This is a genomic window from Streptomyces sp. NBC_00328, assembly GCF_036139655.1.
Taxonomy (GTDB): domain Bacteria; phylum Actinomycetota; class Actinomycetes; order Streptomycetales; family Streptomycetaceae; genus Streptomyces.
Window position 1 is genome coordinate 8,091,152 of record NZ_CP108013.1, and the last position, 17,553, is coordinate 8,108,704.

Sequence of the window (17,553 nt, forward strand, 5' to 3'; positions counted from 1 at the left end):
CGCCCCGACAACCCTGGTTGCGGCTGGCGACTCCGCTTTTCTGGAACGTTGCACTGCGAGTGGGTCAATATCTGTGCTCGTGAGGTGAGAGTTTGCCGGACCGTGTAGTGAGAGTTTTTGCCACAATGAGCGGAGTAGAATTACTTAACCGACGCGGGCCGTTGCGGCGTGCTACTGTCCATCTCAGTTGCAGTTGTGGTTCCCGAACTTCAAGTGCTCCCACCCGGCTTCTGCCGGGGAGAGCGCTTTTGTATTTCCGGTCATTTTCCGGCGGGGTAATCATCGCGGCGACACGGTGTTCGCACAGTGCGGATGCCGGTGTACTGCCCCAAAGGAGATATGACATGGCTGCTGGTACCGTGAAGTGGTTCAACGCGGACAAGGGTTTCGGCTTCATCGAGCAGGACGGTGGCGGCGCTGACGTGTTCGCCCACTTCTCGAACATTGCCGCCCAGGGCTTCCGTGAGCTGCTCGAAGGCCAGAAGGTGACCTTCGACATCGCGCAGGGCCAGAAGGGCCCGACGGCCGAGAACATCGTTCCGGCCTGACGCTGACGCGCACTTTGTAGCTGGGGCCCGCATCCCTCGGGGTGCGGGCCCCAGCTGCACGCATTTTCCCGCAGTGGTTTCACCTGCGGGACGGCTCGGAGGAATCCGCGGTCTCACCACACGCGGCTCCTCCTCCAGGGTGCAGGCGCATTCTGAAGAGCCACACTGCACCCGGCGCCCGGGACTTTACGTCCTCGCTGCGTCGCCTATTTCAGTATTTACGCCCGCCGCGGATTTCCGTCGGCCGGATTTGCTTTGACATCGGTCCATACTTGTAATTCCGTGCTGCTCACCGCTTGCGGGAATTCCTTGATATGTGCCGCATCGAGGAAGGTTCCGCATGAACCGCACACGTACGAACGACCGCTCGCCCCGCGCCCGTAATGGCAGTGCCGACGCAGGAAGGGGCGGCAGCCGCTTCGGCTCGCCGGCACCGCGCCGTTCCGGCGGTCCTGCCCGTTCCGGAAGTTACGGCCGTCGGCCCGCCCCCGTGCAGGGTGAATTCGCGCTCCCCACGACGATCACCCCCGCGCTGCCCGCCGTGGAGAGCTTCGCCGATCTCTCCATGCCCGAGCAGCTGCTGGCCGAACTCGGCAGGCAGGGTGTGAGCGCGCCGTTCCCGATCCAGGGCGCGACACTGCCGAACTCCCTGGCGGGCCGTGACGTCCTGGGCCGCGGGCGCACCGGTTCCGGCAAGACCCTCGCTTTCGGTCTCGCTCTGCTGGCCCGTACCGCGGGACAGCGTGCTGAGCCCCGCCAGCCGCTGGGGCTGATCCTCGTACCGACGCGTGAGCTGGCGCAGCAGGTGACCGACGCGCTCACTCCGTATGCCCGGTCCGTCAGGCTGCGGCTGGCCACGGTGGTGGGCGGGATGTCGATCGGCAGGCAGGCCGGCGCGCTGCGAGGCGGGGCCGAGGTCGTGGTGGCGACTCCGGGGCGGCTCAAGGACCTCATCGACCGGGGCGACTGCCGGCTGAACCAGGTGGGCATCACGGTGCTGGACGAGGCCGACCAGATGGCCGACATGGGTTTCATGCCGCAGGTCACCGCGCTGCTCGACCAGGTGCGTCCGGAGGGGCAGCGGATGCTGTTCTCCGCCACCTTGGACCGCAACGTCGATCTGCTGGTGCGCCGCTATCTGACCGACCCCGTCGTGCATTCGGTCGATCCCTCGGCCGGTGCGGTCACGACGATGGAGCACCACGTCCTGCACGTCCACGGCGCCGACAAGCACGCTGCCACGACGGAGATCGCCGCCCGCGAGGGCCGGGTGATCATGTTCCTGGACACCAAGCATGCCGTTGACCGGCTGACCCAGGACCTCCTCAACAGTGGGGTTCGGGCCGCCGCGCTGCATGGCGGCAAGTCGCAGCCGCAGCGCACTCGCACGCTGGCGCAGTTCAAGACGGGGCACGTCAGTGTGCTGGTGGCGACCAATGTCGCGGCGCGCGGCATCCACGTCGACAACCTCGACCTCGTCGTGAACGTCGATCCGCCGACCGACCACAAGGACTACCTCCACCGCGGAGGCCGTACGGCCCGAGCCGGCGAGTCCGGCAGTGTCGTCACCCTCGTCACACCGAGCCAGCGTCGCGGCATGGTGCGCCTCATGTCGGACGCCGGAATCCGGCCGCAGACCACCCAGATCCGCTCGGGCGACGAGGCCCTGCACCGGATCACCGGCGCCCAGACCCCGTCCGGCATCCCGGTCGTCATCACCGCACCGGTGGCCGAACGCTCCAAGCGCAGCACCTCGCGAGGCCGGCGCCGCCCCTCTGCGACGACCCGGCGCGCGCCCGTACGCCAGACCGTCTTCGGCACGGCGGCCTAGAACCTTCGTGATCAGGAAGCTGACCCATCCCTGCAGGAGGCACCTTGTGACGCTGGTTCAGATGCAGCCCCGCCCCGCGAGCGCCGGCCCCGCGCACAGGACGGTGGCGGAGCTCATGGACGAGGCCGGACCGCAGGTCTGTGACGACATGAGTGTCGAGGTGGCGCTGTCGGTCATGGCCGCCGCGCGCACGGGTCGGCTGGTCGTCTGTGACCAGGACGGCCAGCGCGCCGGCCTGGTCACCCGGACCGAACTCACCGCCGTCCGCGACAGCTCCGCCTACACGGACCGCGTCCGCCTGCGCGAGATCCTCGGCGACCACGGGTCGTTCACTACATCCGTGGCCACGACGGCCGAAGCCGAGCACGCGATGCGCTCCCGCCGGCTCGGTGCCCTGCAGGTGGTCGACGGGCAAGGCAGCGCCCTGGGCGTCCTCGCCCTCTCCCGCTGAACCGTCTCACGCTGGTCGGACCGTTCTCCCGCTTCTCTCTGTGAGGTCACATGCGCTGTGTCATCGCCCGCTTCCCCTTCGAGCTCACCAAGAGCGGTGTGCTGGAATCGATGAAGGGCATCAAGCCCGAACTGGGTACCGGCGAATCCGTGATCATCGGCCGCCGCCACTACCCCGTCAAGCAGGTCGGCCAGGTCATCACCCGCCAGGACCGCCGTGATTTCAGCGCCGGCGAAGTCCTGCGGGCCATGACGCAGCTCGGCTTCACCTGCCGTACCCTCCCCGAGGCCGCACCCGTACGCATCCTCAGCCCGCTCCAGCACGCTTCCGCGATGCTCGGCACTCCCGTGTCCGTCTGACCGAGGGGAACAGGCACGAAGCCGACACCTGAACAGCAGTGTGGGCCCGGCCGGCATGCGCCGGCCGGGCCCACACTGCTTGCAACGGGTTCCCGTCGCAGTGGTTGCTCAGTGGTCGGAATAGCTGAAGTCGCCCACGGTCCAGGCGCCGACGTCGGCGATCGCCACGCGGTACATCCCGCCCGTCTCCGGGATCCCCACCGTGCCCTGCAGGATCCGGGCGACATGGAAGTGCAGATGCGTGGGCGGCCCGTTCTTCGCGGGGGTGTCGAAGACGGCTGAGAATTCTCCCAGGCGGGCGGAATCCGTCAGCACGTCCGACACCCTCTGCCGCCACACTGCTTCGGGAGCAAGCCGGCCGGTGATGACAGCACCACCGGTGACCACGGTCAGGGACATCTGGTTGCTCTGCCCGGACTCCACCAGGGCGGCGACGTCAACGAGCAGCTCGTCAGGCTTCGACATGTGCCGATTATATTTACTGGCCACCCTGAGGTTCCCCCGGTGTGCGGGAGGTGCTGACCGGACGGATCCGCAGCCAGATGGGCAAAGGAGCCAGGGCGGTGGCCACGGTCAGCGCCTCGCAGGCAGGCAAAGCGGCTTCGACCGTGGGAAGACTCTCACGGCTCCGACCTGGCAAAACACGGCTCCGACCTGGCAAAAAGGGAGCAACGGCCGCCACCACGGTCGAGTGGTCGACACTCACGGCCTGCCACTGATGGTGATGAAACCGAATTCCCTGCGGTGTTCCCAGCTGGGCAACATCGAAGAACGGAGCAGATGGTGAACGAACAGGCTGCGAAGTGGAGCTTCCTCACCAACCACAACCGTGTGCTGATCGTCATCGCCCGCGCCCCTGCCACCCGTCTTCGCTACATCGCCGCGGCTTGCCACGTCACCGGGCGGACCGCCCAGAACATCGTCACGATCTTGAACAGGCCGGCTACCTGGGCCGGGAGCACGCTGGACGGCGCACGCGCTACATCCTCTGCCTGGACGGCACCCTCCGCCATCCTGCAGACGCACACGTGCCCGTCCGGGCACTGCTGGAACTGTTCACCCATCACGACAGCAAGCGCTGAAGCTCAGACCCTGCTCCAGGCATCGAGGAATGCTTTGCGTCCTGTCGGATCGTCGGACCTGCGGTCTGCGTGCAGGACGCGCCAGGCGGTGAGTTCGAGGTCACGGAGCCACAGTTCTCCGATGACCTGTGTCTTGAGGTCGGGAAAATGGTCGGACTCGGCGAGGGCCTGACCGATCACCTCCCCGGCTGCGACGCGCTGGGGCGGGGTCATCTCATCGACAGCCGACAGGATCTGTCGGGCCAGCACGATTCCTTCTCCCGCCAGGGAACGCAGTACCGCAGCCTTGATGTTGGCAGGCAGCAGGTACGCGGTGCCCGAAGACCTCCACAGCTCCGACCAGAAGCGTTCTCCTGCCTTGGTGGGGGCAGGCAGCGCGGCCAGCAGCCCCAGGAGGTGACCGGTGGCCGCATACCCATCGGAGTGGGCGGCCGCGACGACGGCGATGCCGGCGACGCGCTGCACATCGAGATCGCCGGCTTCCCGTTGCGGAACCAGACCCAGTTGGTGTTCCAACTGGTCGGCGAGGGGGCCGGACAGGTGGGGGCGGACCTCAGGAAGCATCGGCGATCCTTGCGCGCAGGGAGCGGAGATACCCGCTCGGGAGCTCTGATCGTTCCCATGAGCAGCTGATCTATTCCGCTTCGAGCCCAATGGGCGGCAGCAGCAGCGGGCCGGAGTTCACACGGCGGCGAAGTGACCCAGTGATCCATTTCCGGCGACGCGGCCTGGCTGTTTCGAGACCGGCCTTGCAGAAAACTGTCTGGGCGAGGTCTTTTAGCATGGCTGCATGATCACCGGTGATGCCCAGGAGTCCGAGGGAGGACGAGAAGCCGTGTCGCACGACGCCGCTGAAGCCGAATACACGTACGCCGCCGCAGTGCGTGGAGAAGACCATGAAGACGGGCTGCCCTGCGGATCACAAGGTGGGGAGAGCGGGCACTCGGTTGCCGCGCTGGTGGAGCGGGCGGCCCATCTGGCCGAACCGATCAAGCCGAGGCTGCGGGGCTGGCTGCATGCCGGGATGGTCCCCGCCGCACTGATCGCGGGCATCGTGCTCATCTGTCTGGCCCGCACCCCGCAGGCAGCCGTGGCCTGCGCCGTGTACTCGGTCACCGCCTGGCTGCTGTTCGCAACGAGCGCCATCTACCACCGCGGCACCTGGGGGCCGCGCGGCGAGGCGGTCCTGCGGCGTCTCGACCACGCCAACATCTTCCTGATCATCGCCGGCACCTGCACGCCCCTTGCGGTGCTCCTTCTCCCGCCGGGCCAGCGGTCCGTGCTGCTGTGGATCGTGTGGGCGGGCGCACTGGTCGGCATCGCCTTCCGGGTCCTGTGGGTGGGAGCTCCGCGCTGGCTGTACACCCCGTGCTACCTGGCGCTGGGGTGGGCACCGGTGCGCTACCTGCCCGACTTCCTGCACGCCGGCGGAGCGGCCGTACTCACCCTGGTCGTGACCGGCGGTCTTCTTTACAGCGCGGGCGCGGTCGTCTACGCCCTCCAGCGCCCCGATCCCTCACCGCGCTGGTTCGGCTTCCACGAGGTGTTCCACGCTCTGACCGTGGCAGCCTTCACGGCGCACTACATCGCCATCTCCCTGGCCGTCTACTGACCGCGACAACGTTTTGGCCAGGGCCGCTGGTCACGCACGTTGCCGCGTGCCGGGCCGCGACGGGCAGGGCGGCCGTCGAGGCATCGCGCCGCGCGCGAAAGCCGTCCGCTCCTCCGCACCGCGGTCCAAGGGCCGCCCGAAGCGGGGGAGCGGAACACTCCCAAGGTCATCGCCCGGGAGTGGTCCGCCCCGTTGGCGACGGGGCGGAGGCGTCGGCGAGGTTGGCGCCGGTGTCGGCGTCCCGATGGGAGTGGCCGATGCCGTGCCAGTCCAGGCACATGACGGTCGCGTCGTCCTGCAGGTGACCGTGGTTGGCCTCGACGACCGCGGCGATGAGGGTGCGGGCGGCCTCGCGGGGATGCAGCGCGCGGGTGCGGACGATCAGGTCCGGCAGATCAAGGCTGTTGGCGTTGCGCTCCAGCATGCCGTCGGTCAGCATCACCAGCCGGTCGCCCGGCCGCAGGTCCAGCGACTGGACCCGGTAGCTGTGCGGTGCGTGGAAGCCGAACGGCATATCGATCTTCGGAGTGATCTCCCGCACCTGCCCGTCCCGCATCCTCAGTGGCCAGGGGTGCCCGGCGTTGATGAACTCGGCGGTGCCGTCGAGCAGGCTGATGCGCAGGAGCTGCCCTGTGACGTAGCCGTGGCGGCCGTGCTCGCGCACGGCCTGATCGGCCTGATCGCCCTGTTCGGCGAGGCCGGCGCCGGCCCGCCGTGCCCGGCGCAGGGCGCCCACCAGGAGAGTTGCGAGCAGAGCGGCATCGACATCGTGGCCCATGGCGTCGGTGACGGAGAGCTGGACCGTGTCCCGGTCGATCACGTAGTCGAAGGTGTCACCCCCGACGTGATCGGCCGGCTCCAGCGCCCCGGCGACCGCGAACTGGGCCGCCTCACATGCCAGTGATGCCGGGAGCAGCCTGTGCTGGATCTCGGCGGCCAGGCTCAGCGGGGCGGTGCGGCGGCCCCACTGGTACACGTCGGTGAAGGACCGGTTCGCGATGACGATGTACGCCAGGGCGTGCGCGGTCTCGCTGACCTCTTGCAGCACCTCCGCGTCAGGCGCGACGGGCAAGAACAGTTCCAGGAGCCCGATGGCGTCCCCGCGGTTGGTCACCGGGGCGACGAGCCGCACCAGACCGCCCTCGCCCTTGTCCTCCACCCTCGGCCGCTGGGTGCGGATCACGTCGTCGTACAGGGTGCCCCGCAACGTGATGCGCCGCGCGGGCTCGTCGGTCTCGACGCTGCCCGCCGCCCCCAGCCGTACAACCGAGCCGCCGCTGAAGTCGGTGATCAGGAACGACACCGCCGCGGCCCCGAGTCGCTCTTTGAGCATGCGCGCGACCACGTCGAGCGACTCCACGGGCGCCGCGGCCTCCGCAGCCGCCAGCGTCCCCGCCAAGGTCATAGCCCCGCCCCGGCTGCCGTCGCGGTCAGGAAGACGAGTGGTCGGCCTGCCTTCTTCGCCAGGCCCGCATACGGTCACGGTGACTCCTCGCTCTTTACTGCCCGTCAGCGCAGTGCCCCCTGCCGAGTGGGCCGAGGGGGCGGCGCCAGGGCACGGTGCCGGGCAGTGTCATTGCACCACAGAGCCCCTGAACGGATGCCAGCGTCCGCCCCGGACTCGGCGGCCGTACGCCTTGTCCGTGCGACACACCAAGCCCGCATACCGAGGTCCTCGCCGGCCAGCGGGTGAGCGGGCGGTTGTGGCGTTGACGCTCTTCGTTGGGGTCCCAGGGTTTTTGGATCGCGCGACGACGCTCTTCTGCCCGCTGCACATGCCCCGGACCTTTCGCCCTCTCGCCCTGGCAGTGACGGGTGCCGGCCTCCGTCGCCGTCGAGGTCGCTTACCTCTCCGCCGGACACGCAAAAATCTATGCTGGCTGGAGTAGACATTGGGAGATCGTCTGGCTATGGTTTCTCTCGTAGCCGAGATCAGCAGGGCCCGGCAGACACGAACTGCCAGGTAGCAGTACATGTAGTTGGAATGTGCAGGACGGTGCGGTGGTGGAGCTCCGAAGCCAGGGTTGTTGCAGGACGGCGACGGGGCTGACGACCGGACCGGGTGGCTCGCAGTGATCAGGGGCCGCCGTGAGCAGGACCGCAGTTGATGCAGTTGGCAGTACCTGTAGGTGCAGTTCGCAAGACTCAGCAGTGAAGTCAGTAAGTGGTTCCTCGGTGAAGGCGTCGGCTGCGGGCGCGCGCGCCGGGAGGTTCGGCAGCGGGGTTCTAAGCCAGAGCAGACGCAGGACGGGCGACGGGGCTGGCTGCCGGAGAGTGGCGCTGTCACAGGTCACCGAGCAGGTCGCATCACCAGCAGTACGCGGTAGAGCAGTACCAGCAGTGAGTTGATCCCAGAGGGAAAGAACGGAGGGGCCGAGCGCCATCAGGATCGCCCGGGCGGAATGGCTGAGCCCGGGTACCGCAGGACATCGATAGTGAGGTGGTCTCCGGTCGAGCAACCGCGATCCCCGCGTCCCCGACAGCAATCTTGGTCGGGTCTGCGGAAACAGTAGGTCGGCGCAGTATCAGGGCCGGCAGATGGTGTAGCAGTTCCTTCGGGGCCCTGGCGCGAATAGCGCCGGGGCCCCTCCACGCGTTCCATGAGAGGTGCAAGTGACAGCAGACGACTCGTTCGGCCGGCTCGACGACGACGACTACCCCGCCTACACCATGGGCCGGGCCGCAGCGTTGCTCGGCACCACCCAGGGCTTCCTGCGCGCCCTCGGCGAAGCCCGCCTCATCACCCCGCTCCGCTCAGCGGGCGGGCACCGCCGCTACTCCCGCTACCAACTGCGTATCGCCGCCCGCGCCCGCGAACTCGTCGACAACGGCACCCCCATCGACGCCGCCTGCCGCATCATCATCCTCGAAGACCAACTCGAAGAAGCCCAGCGCATCAACGCCGAACACCGCCGGACGGCCGGACCGTCCGGTCCGCCCGTGTCCTGAGACGGTGCGTCCGGGTTCCGGCGGATCCCGCACACACGTGGCGGGGTGTGACGGCCGTGCGGGCCGACGGCACGGGACTGGTCGGACACGTCGGGGAGGCACTGCTGCGGCGGTGTGCGGACCAGGTCGGGCTGGTCGAGGCGTTGGCGAGGGTGTTGCCGGTAGGCGGACCTGGCCGGCGGAACCGGTCCGCGCTGCTGGTGCAGCTCGCGGTGTCGATCACGTTGGGCGACGAACCTGCTGGAGGCCGAGCGGCTCCAGCTCCGTCAGCGGCCGCGTACGTCCTCGCATGCTGATTCGGTGGAGCGTGCCTATCTCCAGAAGGTTCCTGAGGAACCGGCGAGGTGGTGAGGCACCAGAATTCGCGTGAGGTGGTGACGAGTTCGCCCAGTGGTCTGCGAGGGCGGGGATGGGCTGGGGACGGGGCCGAGGATTTCGCTGTGGGGCTTTGAGTTCGACCTTGACAGCGTCTTCGTGGACGGCGGGGTCTGCGGGGGCAGGTTCGACCGCAACGTGTGGACCCGCGCGCCAACGACGCCGGATACACCACCACCCGCAGCTGACCTCCGCCTGCAGGGGGCCAGTCAGGACGTCGGAGCTCTGAGCCGTGCAGTCCGCCGATTGGATGGGACATTCTCATTTCCGGCTGGCTCATTCGGTACTCGTGAGCCGCAACTTCCCGCTCGGGCCAGCCTCTTGAAGGCCTTCACGCCGGCATGCGAGGGAGTGGGGATCCGCTGCACCATCCCGGACAAGGCCGATCAGGCGCGCAACCGCCAGAAACTCGGCTCCCGCGGTGGCCGGCCGCCATCCTTCGACCCGATCGACTACCGCGAGTGCCACGCGGTCGGGTGCGGGATCAACCGCCTCAAGAGGTACCGCGCCGTCGCCACGCGATACGACTGACTGTCATGTCCTGAGTCTTGATCTGTCGGCCACTGTCCGAGACGGCACTCGCTGTCGTCGGACCGGCGGGTGTGTCCCGATAGGGGCCTTCGCGACAGGCACCGTCACAGTCCTGACCACCCTGCCGGCCCGGCAACAGCCACCAACTCCGGTTCGATGGCAGGAGACCGATGACCAGTACCAACACGACCCAGCCGATCCGTTTTCAGGACTGCCAGCGTGAGGTCGTCCTGGGTGTCGACACCCACAAGGACACCCACATGGCAGCCGTGATCTCGACCACGGGCAAGCTGATGGGGGTGACGGGCCGGGCTGACTCGTCGTCGGCAGCGACCGGCTACGGAGGTCCCCGGCTCATCAGGGAGGAGGCGGTCGATGTCCTGCACGGCTGGGCCCGGGCGCGTGCTCCGGGCCGGTGTGCGGGCGGGCGAAGTCGATGTCCTTCGCCACGGTGATGCGGGCGCCCATGTTGCGCTCCATCATTTCCAGGGCGGCCTCCTCCAGATGGGGGTGGATGGAGGCGGCAGCGTCCCTGGGTACGGTGACCCCCAGATGGCGGATGTGTGCGTCCAGCGCAGAGTAGAGGATGCACTGCTCGGTGACCTGACCGGTCAGCACCACATGGCCGACCCCGAGCCGCCCCAGGAGGTAGGCGAGCGGCGTTTCGTAGAAGACGGAGTGGCGGGCCTTCACGACGAAGAGCGACTCGTCGTCGGGCCTGATCGGCTCGATCAGGTCGGCATGCGGCCGTGCCAGTGCGGTGTCCACGAGTTCTCCGTGGTGTGAGCGCCACAGCCCGAAGTTGTCGTTCGCGTAGACGACCGGCACGTCCGCCTCGCGGGCCCGGCCGATCAGCTCAGCCAGGACGGGTACGACCCGGTGGACGGACGGAACGAGCAGCTCGGCGTCCTCGTGGTCGTATGTGTTGATCATGTCGATCACGACGAGAGCGCGCCCCACCGTGTCTGTGTCCGCGGCCTGTTCCACGGTCTTCGCCGTCCGTCCGGTGTTGGGTGGTTCCAGCGCTGTCAGCCGCGCAGTTCCGGCAAGATCTTCGTGCGGTAGAAGTCGAAGAAGCCCTGCTGGTCCTTGCCGATCTGGTTGACGTAGACGGTGTCGAATCCCGCCTCGACGAACGCGGACAATGCCTCGGTGTGCGTGTCGGGATCGTCGCCGCACGGTACGGAGTCCGACAGCTGACGGATGATCTGGAGCGCCTCCTCCAGCATCTCCAGGCGTACCGACGCCTCCGGCCAGGGCGTGCCCAGGATGTGCTCGTTGAGTGCCTCGCCGGTGCCGACCCCCAGTCGGAAGCGGCCGCCCAGCTGGGCCGCGCTGGTGGCGGCCGCCTGGGCGATCACGGCAGGATGCGTGCGGACGAGGGGACAGGTGACCGCCGTCTCGACCGGCAGTGAAACGGCCTGTGACAGGGCGCCGATCACCGTCCAGACGAACGGACTCGAGCCCTGACGATCGTTCCACGGGTGGTAGTGGTCCGAGATCCAGAGGGAGTCGAATCCGGCCTGCTCGGCCATCCGGGCCTGATCGACGAGTTCTGCCAGGCTGTGCTCCTCGCACGACAGAAAGTATCCGAAGTCGGGCATCGCTTCTCCCTGTGAAGCACGTGGTCGCGGCCGCCGGGAACGCGCTGCCGAGTACCCGGCGGCCTGACGAGCCCGCCGGCCGACCGGTCCCAGGCGATCCCGTGGGGGCGCATGGCGTGAGCCGCGCACCGGCCGTCGCGCACCGGCCGTCGGAAAGTGAGTCTGCGCCGCAGGGGCCGGGGCGAGATCCTGGGCACTGCATGCAGCGACCTCGATCTCACCGTCTTCCTTGAAGCCGCCGGCATCGCCGACCCGACGCTGTCCTGGACGACCCTCAGTGAGTTGAGGGGTGCGACGGCCGCGCGCATCAGTTCAACGCGGCCTGAGGTTCGAAGCGTTGGCGCCACGAAGCGGTGGCTGCTCCGTACGGGCTTCCCTCAGCGGCTTCCGTCCCCGGCAGGTGAGTCGTCGGGGTTGACGCCGGTGTAGGCGGAGGCATCCTTTTTGCCGCTGGGGCGGCGGGACGCTCCGTGGCGCCCGGTGTCGTGCGTGCCTTCGGACTTTCCTCGGTCCTCGGCGCGAGCGGTCAGGCTGTCTGAGGGCGTGCCCGCTGCTGATGCTTCCTTCTCCTTCTTCGTAGGTGCCTTGCGGGGCTCGTCGGGCTCCGGGGCGTATGTGTCGGGGTGGAAGGAGCGGTGGGCGCTGGGGTTGGGCTGCTGTGACTCGTCGTTCACGGACGGACCCCAGCGCAGCTGACGCTCTCCCTCGGATTTGCGCGGCCCCGGCCCCTGCGGGGGCTGCTTCGCTGTCTTCGCCATTGCGGCGCCTCTCGTTCGTCGCGGGTTGCGGGGTGGCTCCCCGCGCCGGACATGACGCCGCGCGAGTGCCCCGTCTAGTGCGCAGAAAACATGACATAGCGGCCCATTCCGGCTTCCGTGTTGTGCTGGCCTGTGGGAGCGGGGCGTACCGCTGGTGTAGCAGGTTCAGAGTCCGGCAAATATCGGAAAAGGATCATCAGTCCGGGGGCCCCGCACCCGGACCGGCCCTGGTGATGGTCCGCCAGGCTTGCTGCCGGACGGTAAGGCGGCGTCTGTCTCGGCCACCGCGCCGAGGTGGGGCCAGGTCTGTCAGCCGGGCCAGGTTCCTGTCAGGCTGCGGTGGTGGCGCCGGATCGACGTGCGAGGTCGGGAGTGAGGAGACGGATCGGTCGGCCCGGTTTCTGTGGAGTCTCGGTCCAGGCAGCGTGGCGATAGGCGGCACCGTGATCCGCTCGGGCAACGGGACGACAGGGTCTTCACGCCGCCATCGCGCCACACCTGGGTGCCACTCATAGGCGGATTTCCGGCTCGCTCGCAGCCGCCGCGCGATCTCCGGCGGCTTGATCCTCTGCTCGATCAGCTCGGCCGTCCGCATCCGTTCTCCCGGTGCTGACGCCCCGCGGACGCCCGGGATGGTCGGCGAGCTACCGGGCGGCCGCCGACGTCGCGCGGTCCGGCAACAGGTCGACGGGCTGGTGGGATTCGATGTCGACCAGGATCGTGCCGTGGGTGTTCGGGGCCCTTGCACAGCACGAAGTCGTCCACCCCGAGCACCCGTGGTGTCAAGGTCCATGGCCGACCCGTGTGCTTGGTCAGACCGGTGCCCACCCTTCGGATCCCGCCCGTTCCTGTGGTGCCCGGAGGCAGGAAGATCTCGGGTTTAAGGAGCGGAGTGCGGGGTGACCCGACGAGTGGACGGTTTTCTGCAGCAGGACAGGGGTGTGAGCGGTTGTGGCTACGGACAAGAAGGCTCAAGCCAAGGCCGAGCAGGCCAAGGGCAAGACCAAGAAGGTCGCCGGGAACGCGGTGGGCAACGAGTCCCTGAAAGCAGAGGGGCAGACCGAGGAGTCCAGGGGCGACCTGCGCGCGGCCAAGGAGAAGGCCAAGGACGCGATCAAACCCAAGTGACCTATCACGCCCGATCCCGGCAGCCGCCTCCCCGTTGGCTGCCGGGATCCGTGCTGTCCGGCATGGCAGCGGGCGCCCTCTTCCGCCCCGGCATGGTGAAGGCCGAACCTCGCCGGGGCGGTGACCACCCGTCGGCGGCCGCCGAGTGAGGTCACCTCGGCGAGAGGCAGCGGAGCGCCTTCGCAGCGAGACCCGAAGCTGGCCCGCGAGTCGTCTCGTGGCCGACGCGAGCGGGTTGGGCGCGCACGCCTCACGAGCCCTGGCGAGGCGGTGGCGCTTGCGGCCGGGGTCCGGGTGGCTTGTCGGCTGAGGGGAACACGGAAGGCATGACGCTCACGAAGGCACAAGAGAACACCGAGGCCCACGGTGCGTGGCAGGCGTACGCGCTCACCGCGGCGGCGGTCACCGCGACCGCGGTGGCGGGCGCCAGGGCGGTGGATGTCGATGCCGCGTGGTACCAGGAGTTGGACAAACCGTCCTGGCAGCCGCCGCGCTGGGCCTTCGGCGCGGTGTGGACGCCGCTGTACGCATCGATTGCCTGGGCCGGCGGGCGTGCCTTGTGCCGTGCGCGTGGGCGCACCCGGTTGGAGCTGGCCGCGAGTCTGGGACTGAACCTGGCCCTGAACGTGGCCTGGAACTGGTTGTTCTTCGGCCGCCGCAGTCCAGGGGCGGGCGTGTGGGGTACCGCCTTGCTGGACCTGAGCAACGCCGAACTGATCCGCCGCACCGCGCGTACGGACCCCTCTGCGGCCCGCACCCTCCTTCCGTACGCTGCCTGGTGCGCGTTCGCCACTGCGCTGAACACCTCTGTCGCACGCCGCAACGGTTCTTAAAGGCTGAGGGGGAGTGGGGTCCTGTTGCCAGGACTCGTGCTCAGCCGCACGTCCCGAACGCGGGCGTGCTGGTCGCTCGCGTTCGGCCCGACAGGGCCCGGATCGGGCGGCGCTCCCCATCGGTGGAGAGGGGAGCGTCACGGGGTGGGCGGACGGGCTGCTCAGTCGGTGGTGCGTGCCTGCGCGGAGTTTGGTGAGGGCGCGGTTGGGGGTGGTGGTGTCCGTCGGAGAGTCTCAGGCAGCCCGGAGGAGCTCGGCCCGCCCGAACAGCAGGGCGTAACCCTCGGGGAGTTGGCTGACGATCCGGGAGGTCAGATCGTCACCGGCTATGCGGGCCACGACGCCCAGGACCGATCCGGTGTCCCAGCGGGTCGTCGCCAGCGTGCCTGCCGATCCTTGGGCGAGGTCCTTCACGAAGTCCCATCCGGTCAGCGGCCTGCCGGTGGGGATCTGAGTGGTGAGGAAGGTGGCTGCTTCCTGGGGGAGACGGGCGGCGAGTTCCATCCGCTCGTCGCCCGTCAACTGGCGGCCGAGGGCTTCAAGGACACGGCGTACGACGTCTTGTGCCTGTCGGCGGGTGGGATAGACACCTTCGTAGCGCACCTTTTCCAGCAGTTGGTCGAAGGCGGCCGTGGCCGTCGGGGCAGGGGCAGTGGCAGTGGGGGAAGAGGGAAGAGTCATGAGGGGTGACGGCTTTCCTTGCGTGGGACCGATTTTCTGCTGGGCACGGTGTGACCCGGGTGGCAGGGCGTGTGGCCGGGCCCCGGGCCGGATCGTGGGCGAAACCGTCCCGGGCCGGGTCGGCGGACCTGCGGACGGCGGGTCAGCCGTCAAGTTCCTTGCGGTCGCTGCTGCGGACACTGATCTTGCGGGGCTTGGCTCGCTCGGCGATCGGGACGCGCAGAGTCAGGACGCCGGCTTCGTAGTCCGCGGCGATGTGCTCGGCGTCGAGTGTGTCGGCCAGGACGACCTGGCGGGAGAAGACGCCCAGAGGCCGCTCGGACAGTTCCGCCTGGGCGCTCTCGGACCGCGGCAGCGGGCGTCGCTCGGCCCTGACGGTGAGCATGTTCCGCTCGACGTCGATGTCGAGGGCGTCGGGGTCGATGCCCGGCAGGTCGAAGGCGATGACGTACTGGTCGCCGTCCCGGTAGGCGTCCATCGGCATCGCGGAGGTCCGGGACCATGTTCCCGGACCCGTCAGCTGCTGGGCCGGCCGGTCGAGTTCACGGAAGGGGTCGGTGCGCATCAACACGGTGAACACCTCCAGATGAGTTCAGGCAGTTGCTGCCAATGCGCTTCACCTGACATCCGTTGTAGCATGTCATCCGAACGACGACAAACCCTGATGTCATCGAACCGATGCCGAATTCCGCTCGGACGGTACGACCTGTGAAGGAGAGGCGATGAGCGACGACAACACCCCGGCACCGGCCTCCCTCCTGGCGGCCGCCACCGCGCTCGAGGCCATCGCTCAGGCCATGCGGACGGCGCAGACCGCCGAAACCGCCTCCACCGACGACCCCCAGCGAGCCATGGCGGCCTTGCTGCTCCTGCGCGAAGTGCGCGAACAGCTGGCCCACTGGGAGCCCGGACTGATCGAGACGGCCCGGAAGGCCGGCGCCAGTTGGGCCGATCTGGCCCGCCCCCTCGGTGTCTCCAGCCGCCAAGCCGCTGAGCGGCGCTACCTCCGTGTGCGTCCCGGCGAGGCCGGCACCACCAAGGAGCAGCGCGTGCAGGCCACCCGCGGGCAGCGGGCCGCGGACCGTTCCGTGGCGTCCTGGGCCCACGACCACGCCGCCGCGCTGCGTCAGCTCGCCGGTACGATCACCGCCCTGCCCGACCTTCCGGCCACCGCGACGGACGCGCTCACGGCTCTTCGGACCGCGCTCGGAGACAGTGACCCGGCCCGCCTCCTGAGCCCCCTCGCCGAGACAGGCCCTCACCTGCGCACCGTTCATCCCGACCTGGCCGACCGCGTCAGTGACATCGGCCGGCACGCCCGGCAGATGCGCGAGAGCGAGCAGCGCCAGCGCTCTTCCGGCGGGCCGTGACGGCTTCGCGACGACCGGCCCGCTTGTGGCATGCGGCCAGTGGACGTACGGACGCACCGGCCGGACATGCCGTCCGCTCGCGTTGAGGTGGCTTCCTGTCGCCCAGTGGCCTTGGCGCATCACGCTCAGGGAGCATCCCCGGCCGGTGGCGTGGTGGAGAACGGGCGGGGCGCTCTCGGCTCGTGGCTGGGGGAGACTCTGCGGCTGATTCCTCGCGGAGCGGGGCCCGACTATTTGTGCCTGGACCAGGTGATCAGCGGCATCCTCTACGCGGAAGAGGAGAAGCTCGGTGAGCGTTCCAGCCCTGCGCGAACAGTTGCCTGCCGGCCTGACAGGCGAGCCGCCCGGTGCACCCGAAATACCCGATGGCCATGGACGCGGCGGGCCGTCCCGGCAGCAGGAGCGGGCAGCGGCCGAACCTCATGAGCCCGTCAACCGGATCGCCGTGGGGGCCTCTCGCCGTGGTCGGCGGGCAGGCCCCCTCTGGGATTTGTGGTGTTCCTGGCGTGGCGGAGCCGAACTGAAGCGGGAGAGAGGCAGGATTGGCCTTTCCTCACCCATATGCGCGTAAGTCGGCCCGAAGGGAAGCTTGCATTGATCACGATGGAGGTTGAGCGGCACGGGGGCACGGTCCTGCTCGGCATCACAGGAGAGATCGACGCGGCGTCCGCCCCGCTCCTCCGACGGGCGCTCGACGAGGTCACCCGTGACGAGGGGGTCATCATGATCGACGTGCATGGTGTCGGGTTCATGGATTCCGCCGGCCTCCTGCACTTCCTGGACCTGCACCGGCAGGCGGAGGACCGGGGACTGCGCGTTCTGGTGATCGGCTGGCAGCGTCAGCCTCAGCAGGTCATGGCGCGGGCCGCCGGCATGCGGGCGGCCGGAGCCTCGGCGGGGGAACGCTCTCCACTGGCGGGCTTTCGTCGCCTGATCGAGGATCGTGCGCGGCGGGAAGCCGATCTGGCGGAGCTCGGTGATGCTTTTCTTCGTTAGCGCAGCGTGGGGCTCCTGCGCTCGACGATCCACCGCTTGGGCAGGACCACGAAGCCTCGCATGTCGTCGCCGCGTTTGACGATCGCCAGGACCAGGGCGAGCGTGGCCAGGCAGTACTCGACGAGGGGGCCGGTGCAGCCGCCGTCGGCCCGGACCAGGGCGAGGCGGCGGCGCGGTCGCCTGTGTCCACGGCGGCGACGTGCCGCAGATACCGGCTGTGCTCCCACTCCGACGGACACCCGCAGCCCGGGCAGCCCACCGGGACCCCGGCAGCGGTCCCTACCGTGATCCTGACCAGGCCCTCGTCGGCCTCCACCGTCGCGACCGGCACCGAAGCCGGACGAGGAAGCAGGACCGTCGACTCGACATCACACGTCGCCAGCCTGCCCCGACGGGCCACTCCCCGCCCCGACGACGACGGGAGAGCCGATGCGTACGCCGCGCC

19 protein-coding genes and 1 pseudogene are annotated in these 17,553 nt (G+C 68.8%); 10 read left to right on the forward strand and 10 right to left on the reverse strand.

The window, feature by feature from the left end:
- Positions 1-344: 344 nt before the first annotated feature.
- The 4 genes from OG485_RS35305 to OG485_RS35320 all read left to right on the forward strand — a co-directional run bounded on the left by OG485_RS35305 (position 345) and on the right by OG485_RS35320 (position 3,189).
- A complete protein-coding gene (locus OG485_RS35305) occupies positions 345-548 on the forward strand; it encodes a cold-shock protein (RefSeq protein ID WP_151471173.1) in 204 nt (67 codons plus the stop codon).
- A 340-nt stretch (positions 549-888) separates the two neighbouring features.
- Positions 889-2,379 (forward strand): DEAD/DEAH box helicase, encoded by a 1,491-nt coding sequence (locus OG485_RS35310; protein ID WP_328672610.1) that lies wholly within the window; start codon positions 889-891, stop codon positions 2,377-2,379.
- A 46-nt stretch (positions 2,380-2,425) separates the two neighbouring features.
- A complete protein-coding gene (locus OG485_RS35315; RefSeq protein WP_328672611.1) occupies positions 2,426-2,830 on the forward strand; it encodes a CBS domain-containing protein in 405 nt (134 codons plus the stop codon).
- A 50-nt stretch (positions 2,831-2,880) separates the two neighbouring features.
- Positions 2,881-3,189, forward strand: coding sequence for an SCO5918 family protein (locus OG485_RS35320; RefSeq protein ID WP_326784465.1), 309 nt, complete (start codon positions 2,881-2,883; stop codon positions 3,187-3,189).
- 108 nt (positions 3,190-3,297) lie between these two features.
- On the opposite strand, the gene OG485_RS35325 is transcribed toward OG485_RS35320, so the two are convergent.
- Together OG485_RS35325 and OG485_RS35335 are read right to left on the reverse strand one after the other, a co-directional pair.
- Positions 3,298-3,654: a hypothetical protein gene (locus OG485_RS35325; RefSeq protein ID WP_328446067.1), complete on the reverse strand. Its 357-nt coding sequence runs from the start codon at positions 3,652-3,654 to the stop codon at positions 3,298-3,300.
- Between the two features lie 620 nt (positions 3,655-4,274).
- Positions 4,275-4,835, reverse strand: a complete 561-nt coding sequence (locus OG485_RS35335) for a hypothetical protein (protein ID WP_326784463.1) — start codon at positions 4,833-4,835, stop codon at positions 4,275-4,277.
- A gap of 226 nt (positions 4,836-5,061) precedes the next feature.
- Here OG485_RS35335 and trhA point away from each other — a divergent pair, with 226 nt between their 5' ends.
- Entirely contained in the window at positions 5,062-5,883 is an 822-nt protein-coding gene (gene trhA, locus OG485_RS35340) for a PAQR family membrane homeostasis protein TrhA (protein WP_328672612.1), read from the forward strand.
- Positions 5,884-6,049: 166 nt separating this feature from the next.
- Here trhA and OG485_RS35345 read toward each other — a convergent pair whose 3' ends face one another.
- Entirely contained in the window at positions 6,050-7,288 is a 1,239-nt protein-coding gene (locus OG485_RS35345; RefSeq protein WP_328672613.1) for a PP2C family protein-serine/threonine phosphatase, read from the reverse strand.
- Between the two features lie 1,208 nt (positions 7,289-8,496).
- On the opposite strand from OG485_RS35345, the gene OG485_RS35350 reads away from it, so the two are divergent.
- Positions 8,497-8,832: a helix-turn-helix domain-containing protein gene (locus OG485_RS35350; protein WP_326784461.1), complete on the forward strand. Its 336-nt coding sequence runs from the start codon at positions 8,497-8,499 to the stop codon at positions 8,830-8,832.
- 1,263 nt (positions 8,833-10,095) lie between these two features.
- Here the strand turns inward: OG485_RS35350 and OG485_RS35355 are convergent.
- The 4 genes and pseudogenes from OG485_RS35355 to OG485_RS44100 all read right to left on the reverse strand — a co-directional run.
- On the reverse strand, positions 10,096-10,725 hold the full coding sequence (locus OG485_RS35355) for a cysteine hydrolase family protein (RefSeq protein ID WP_328672614.1): 630 nt from the start codon (positions 10,723-10,725) through the stop codon (positions 10,096-10,098).
- A gap of 41 nt (positions 10,726-10,766) precedes the next feature.
- Positions 10,767-11,342 (reverse strand): TIGR03557 family F420-dependent LLM class oxidoreductase, encoded by a 576-nt coding sequence (locus OG485_RS35360; protein WP_328672615.1) that lies wholly within the window; start codon positions 11,340-11,342, stop codon positions 10,767-10,769.
- 377 nt (positions 11,343-11,719) lie between these two features.
- A complete protein-coding gene (locus OG485_RS35365) occupies positions 11,720-12,100 on the reverse strand; it encodes a hypothetical protein (protein WP_328672616.1) in 381 nt (126 codons plus the stop codon).
- 390 nt (positions 12,101-12,490) lie between these two features.
- Positions 12,491-12,734, reverse strand: a pseudogene (locus tag OG485_RS44100) (helix-turn-helix domain-containing protein); the annotation flags it as partial.
- Positions 12,735-13,051: 317 nt separating this feature from the next.
- Between OG485_RS44100 and OG485_RS35370 the strand changes: the two are divergent.
- Positions 13,052-13,228 carry a CsbD family protein gene (locus tag OG485_RS35370; RefSeq protein WP_328672617.1) on the forward strand — a complete coding sequence of 59 codons (177 nt, stop codon included), beginning with the start codon at positions 13,052-13,054 and terminating at the stop codon, positions 13,226-13,228.
- 326 nt (positions 13,229-13,554) lie between these two features.
- Complete coding sequence (locus OG485_RS35375; RefSeq protein WP_328672618.1) at positions 13,555-14,061, forward strand: TspO/MBR family protein; 507 nt, start codon at positions 13,555-13,557, stop codon at positions 14,059-14,061.
- Positions 14,062-14,295: 234 nt separating this feature from the next.
- Here the strand turns inward: OG485_RS35375 and OG485_RS35380 are convergent, their stop codons facing one another.
- Together OG485_RS35380 and OG485_RS35385 are read right to left on the reverse strand one after the other, a co-directional pair.
- Entirely contained in the window at positions 14,296-14,742 is a 447-nt protein-coding gene (locus tag OG485_RS35380) for a DUF2267 domain-containing protein (protein WP_328672619.1), read from the reverse strand.
- 142 nt (positions 14,743-14,884) lie between these two features.
- A complete protein-coding gene (locus OG485_RS35385) occupies positions 14,885-15,313 on the reverse strand; it encodes an Hsp20/alpha crystallin family protein (protein WP_328672620.1) in 429 nt (142 codons plus the stop codon).
- Positions 15,314-15,464: 151 nt separating this feature from the next.
- On the opposite strand from OG485_RS35385, the gene OG485_RS35390 reads away from it, so the two are divergent.
- Positions 15,465-16,112, forward strand: a complete 648-nt coding sequence (locus OG485_RS35390) for a type III effector protein (protein WP_328672621.1) — start codon at positions 15,465-15,467, stop codon at positions 16,110-16,112.
- Positions 16,113-16,604: 492 nt separating this feature from the next.
- Positions 16,605-17,108: an STAS domain-containing protein gene (locus OG485_RS35395; protein WP_328672622.1), complete on the forward strand. Its 504-nt coding sequence runs from the start codon at positions 16,605-16,607 to the stop codon at positions 17,106-17,108.
- On the opposite strand, the gene OG485_RS35400 is transcribed toward OG485_RS35395, so the two are convergent.
- A complete protein-coding gene (locus tag OG485_RS35400; protein WP_328672623.1) occupies positions 17,105-17,335 on the reverse strand; it encodes a hypothetical protein in 231 nt (76 codons plus the stop codon). The genes OG485_RS35395 and OG485_RS35400 overlap by 4 nt on opposite strands.
- Between the last annotated feature and the right edge of the window lie 218 nt (positions 17,336-17,553).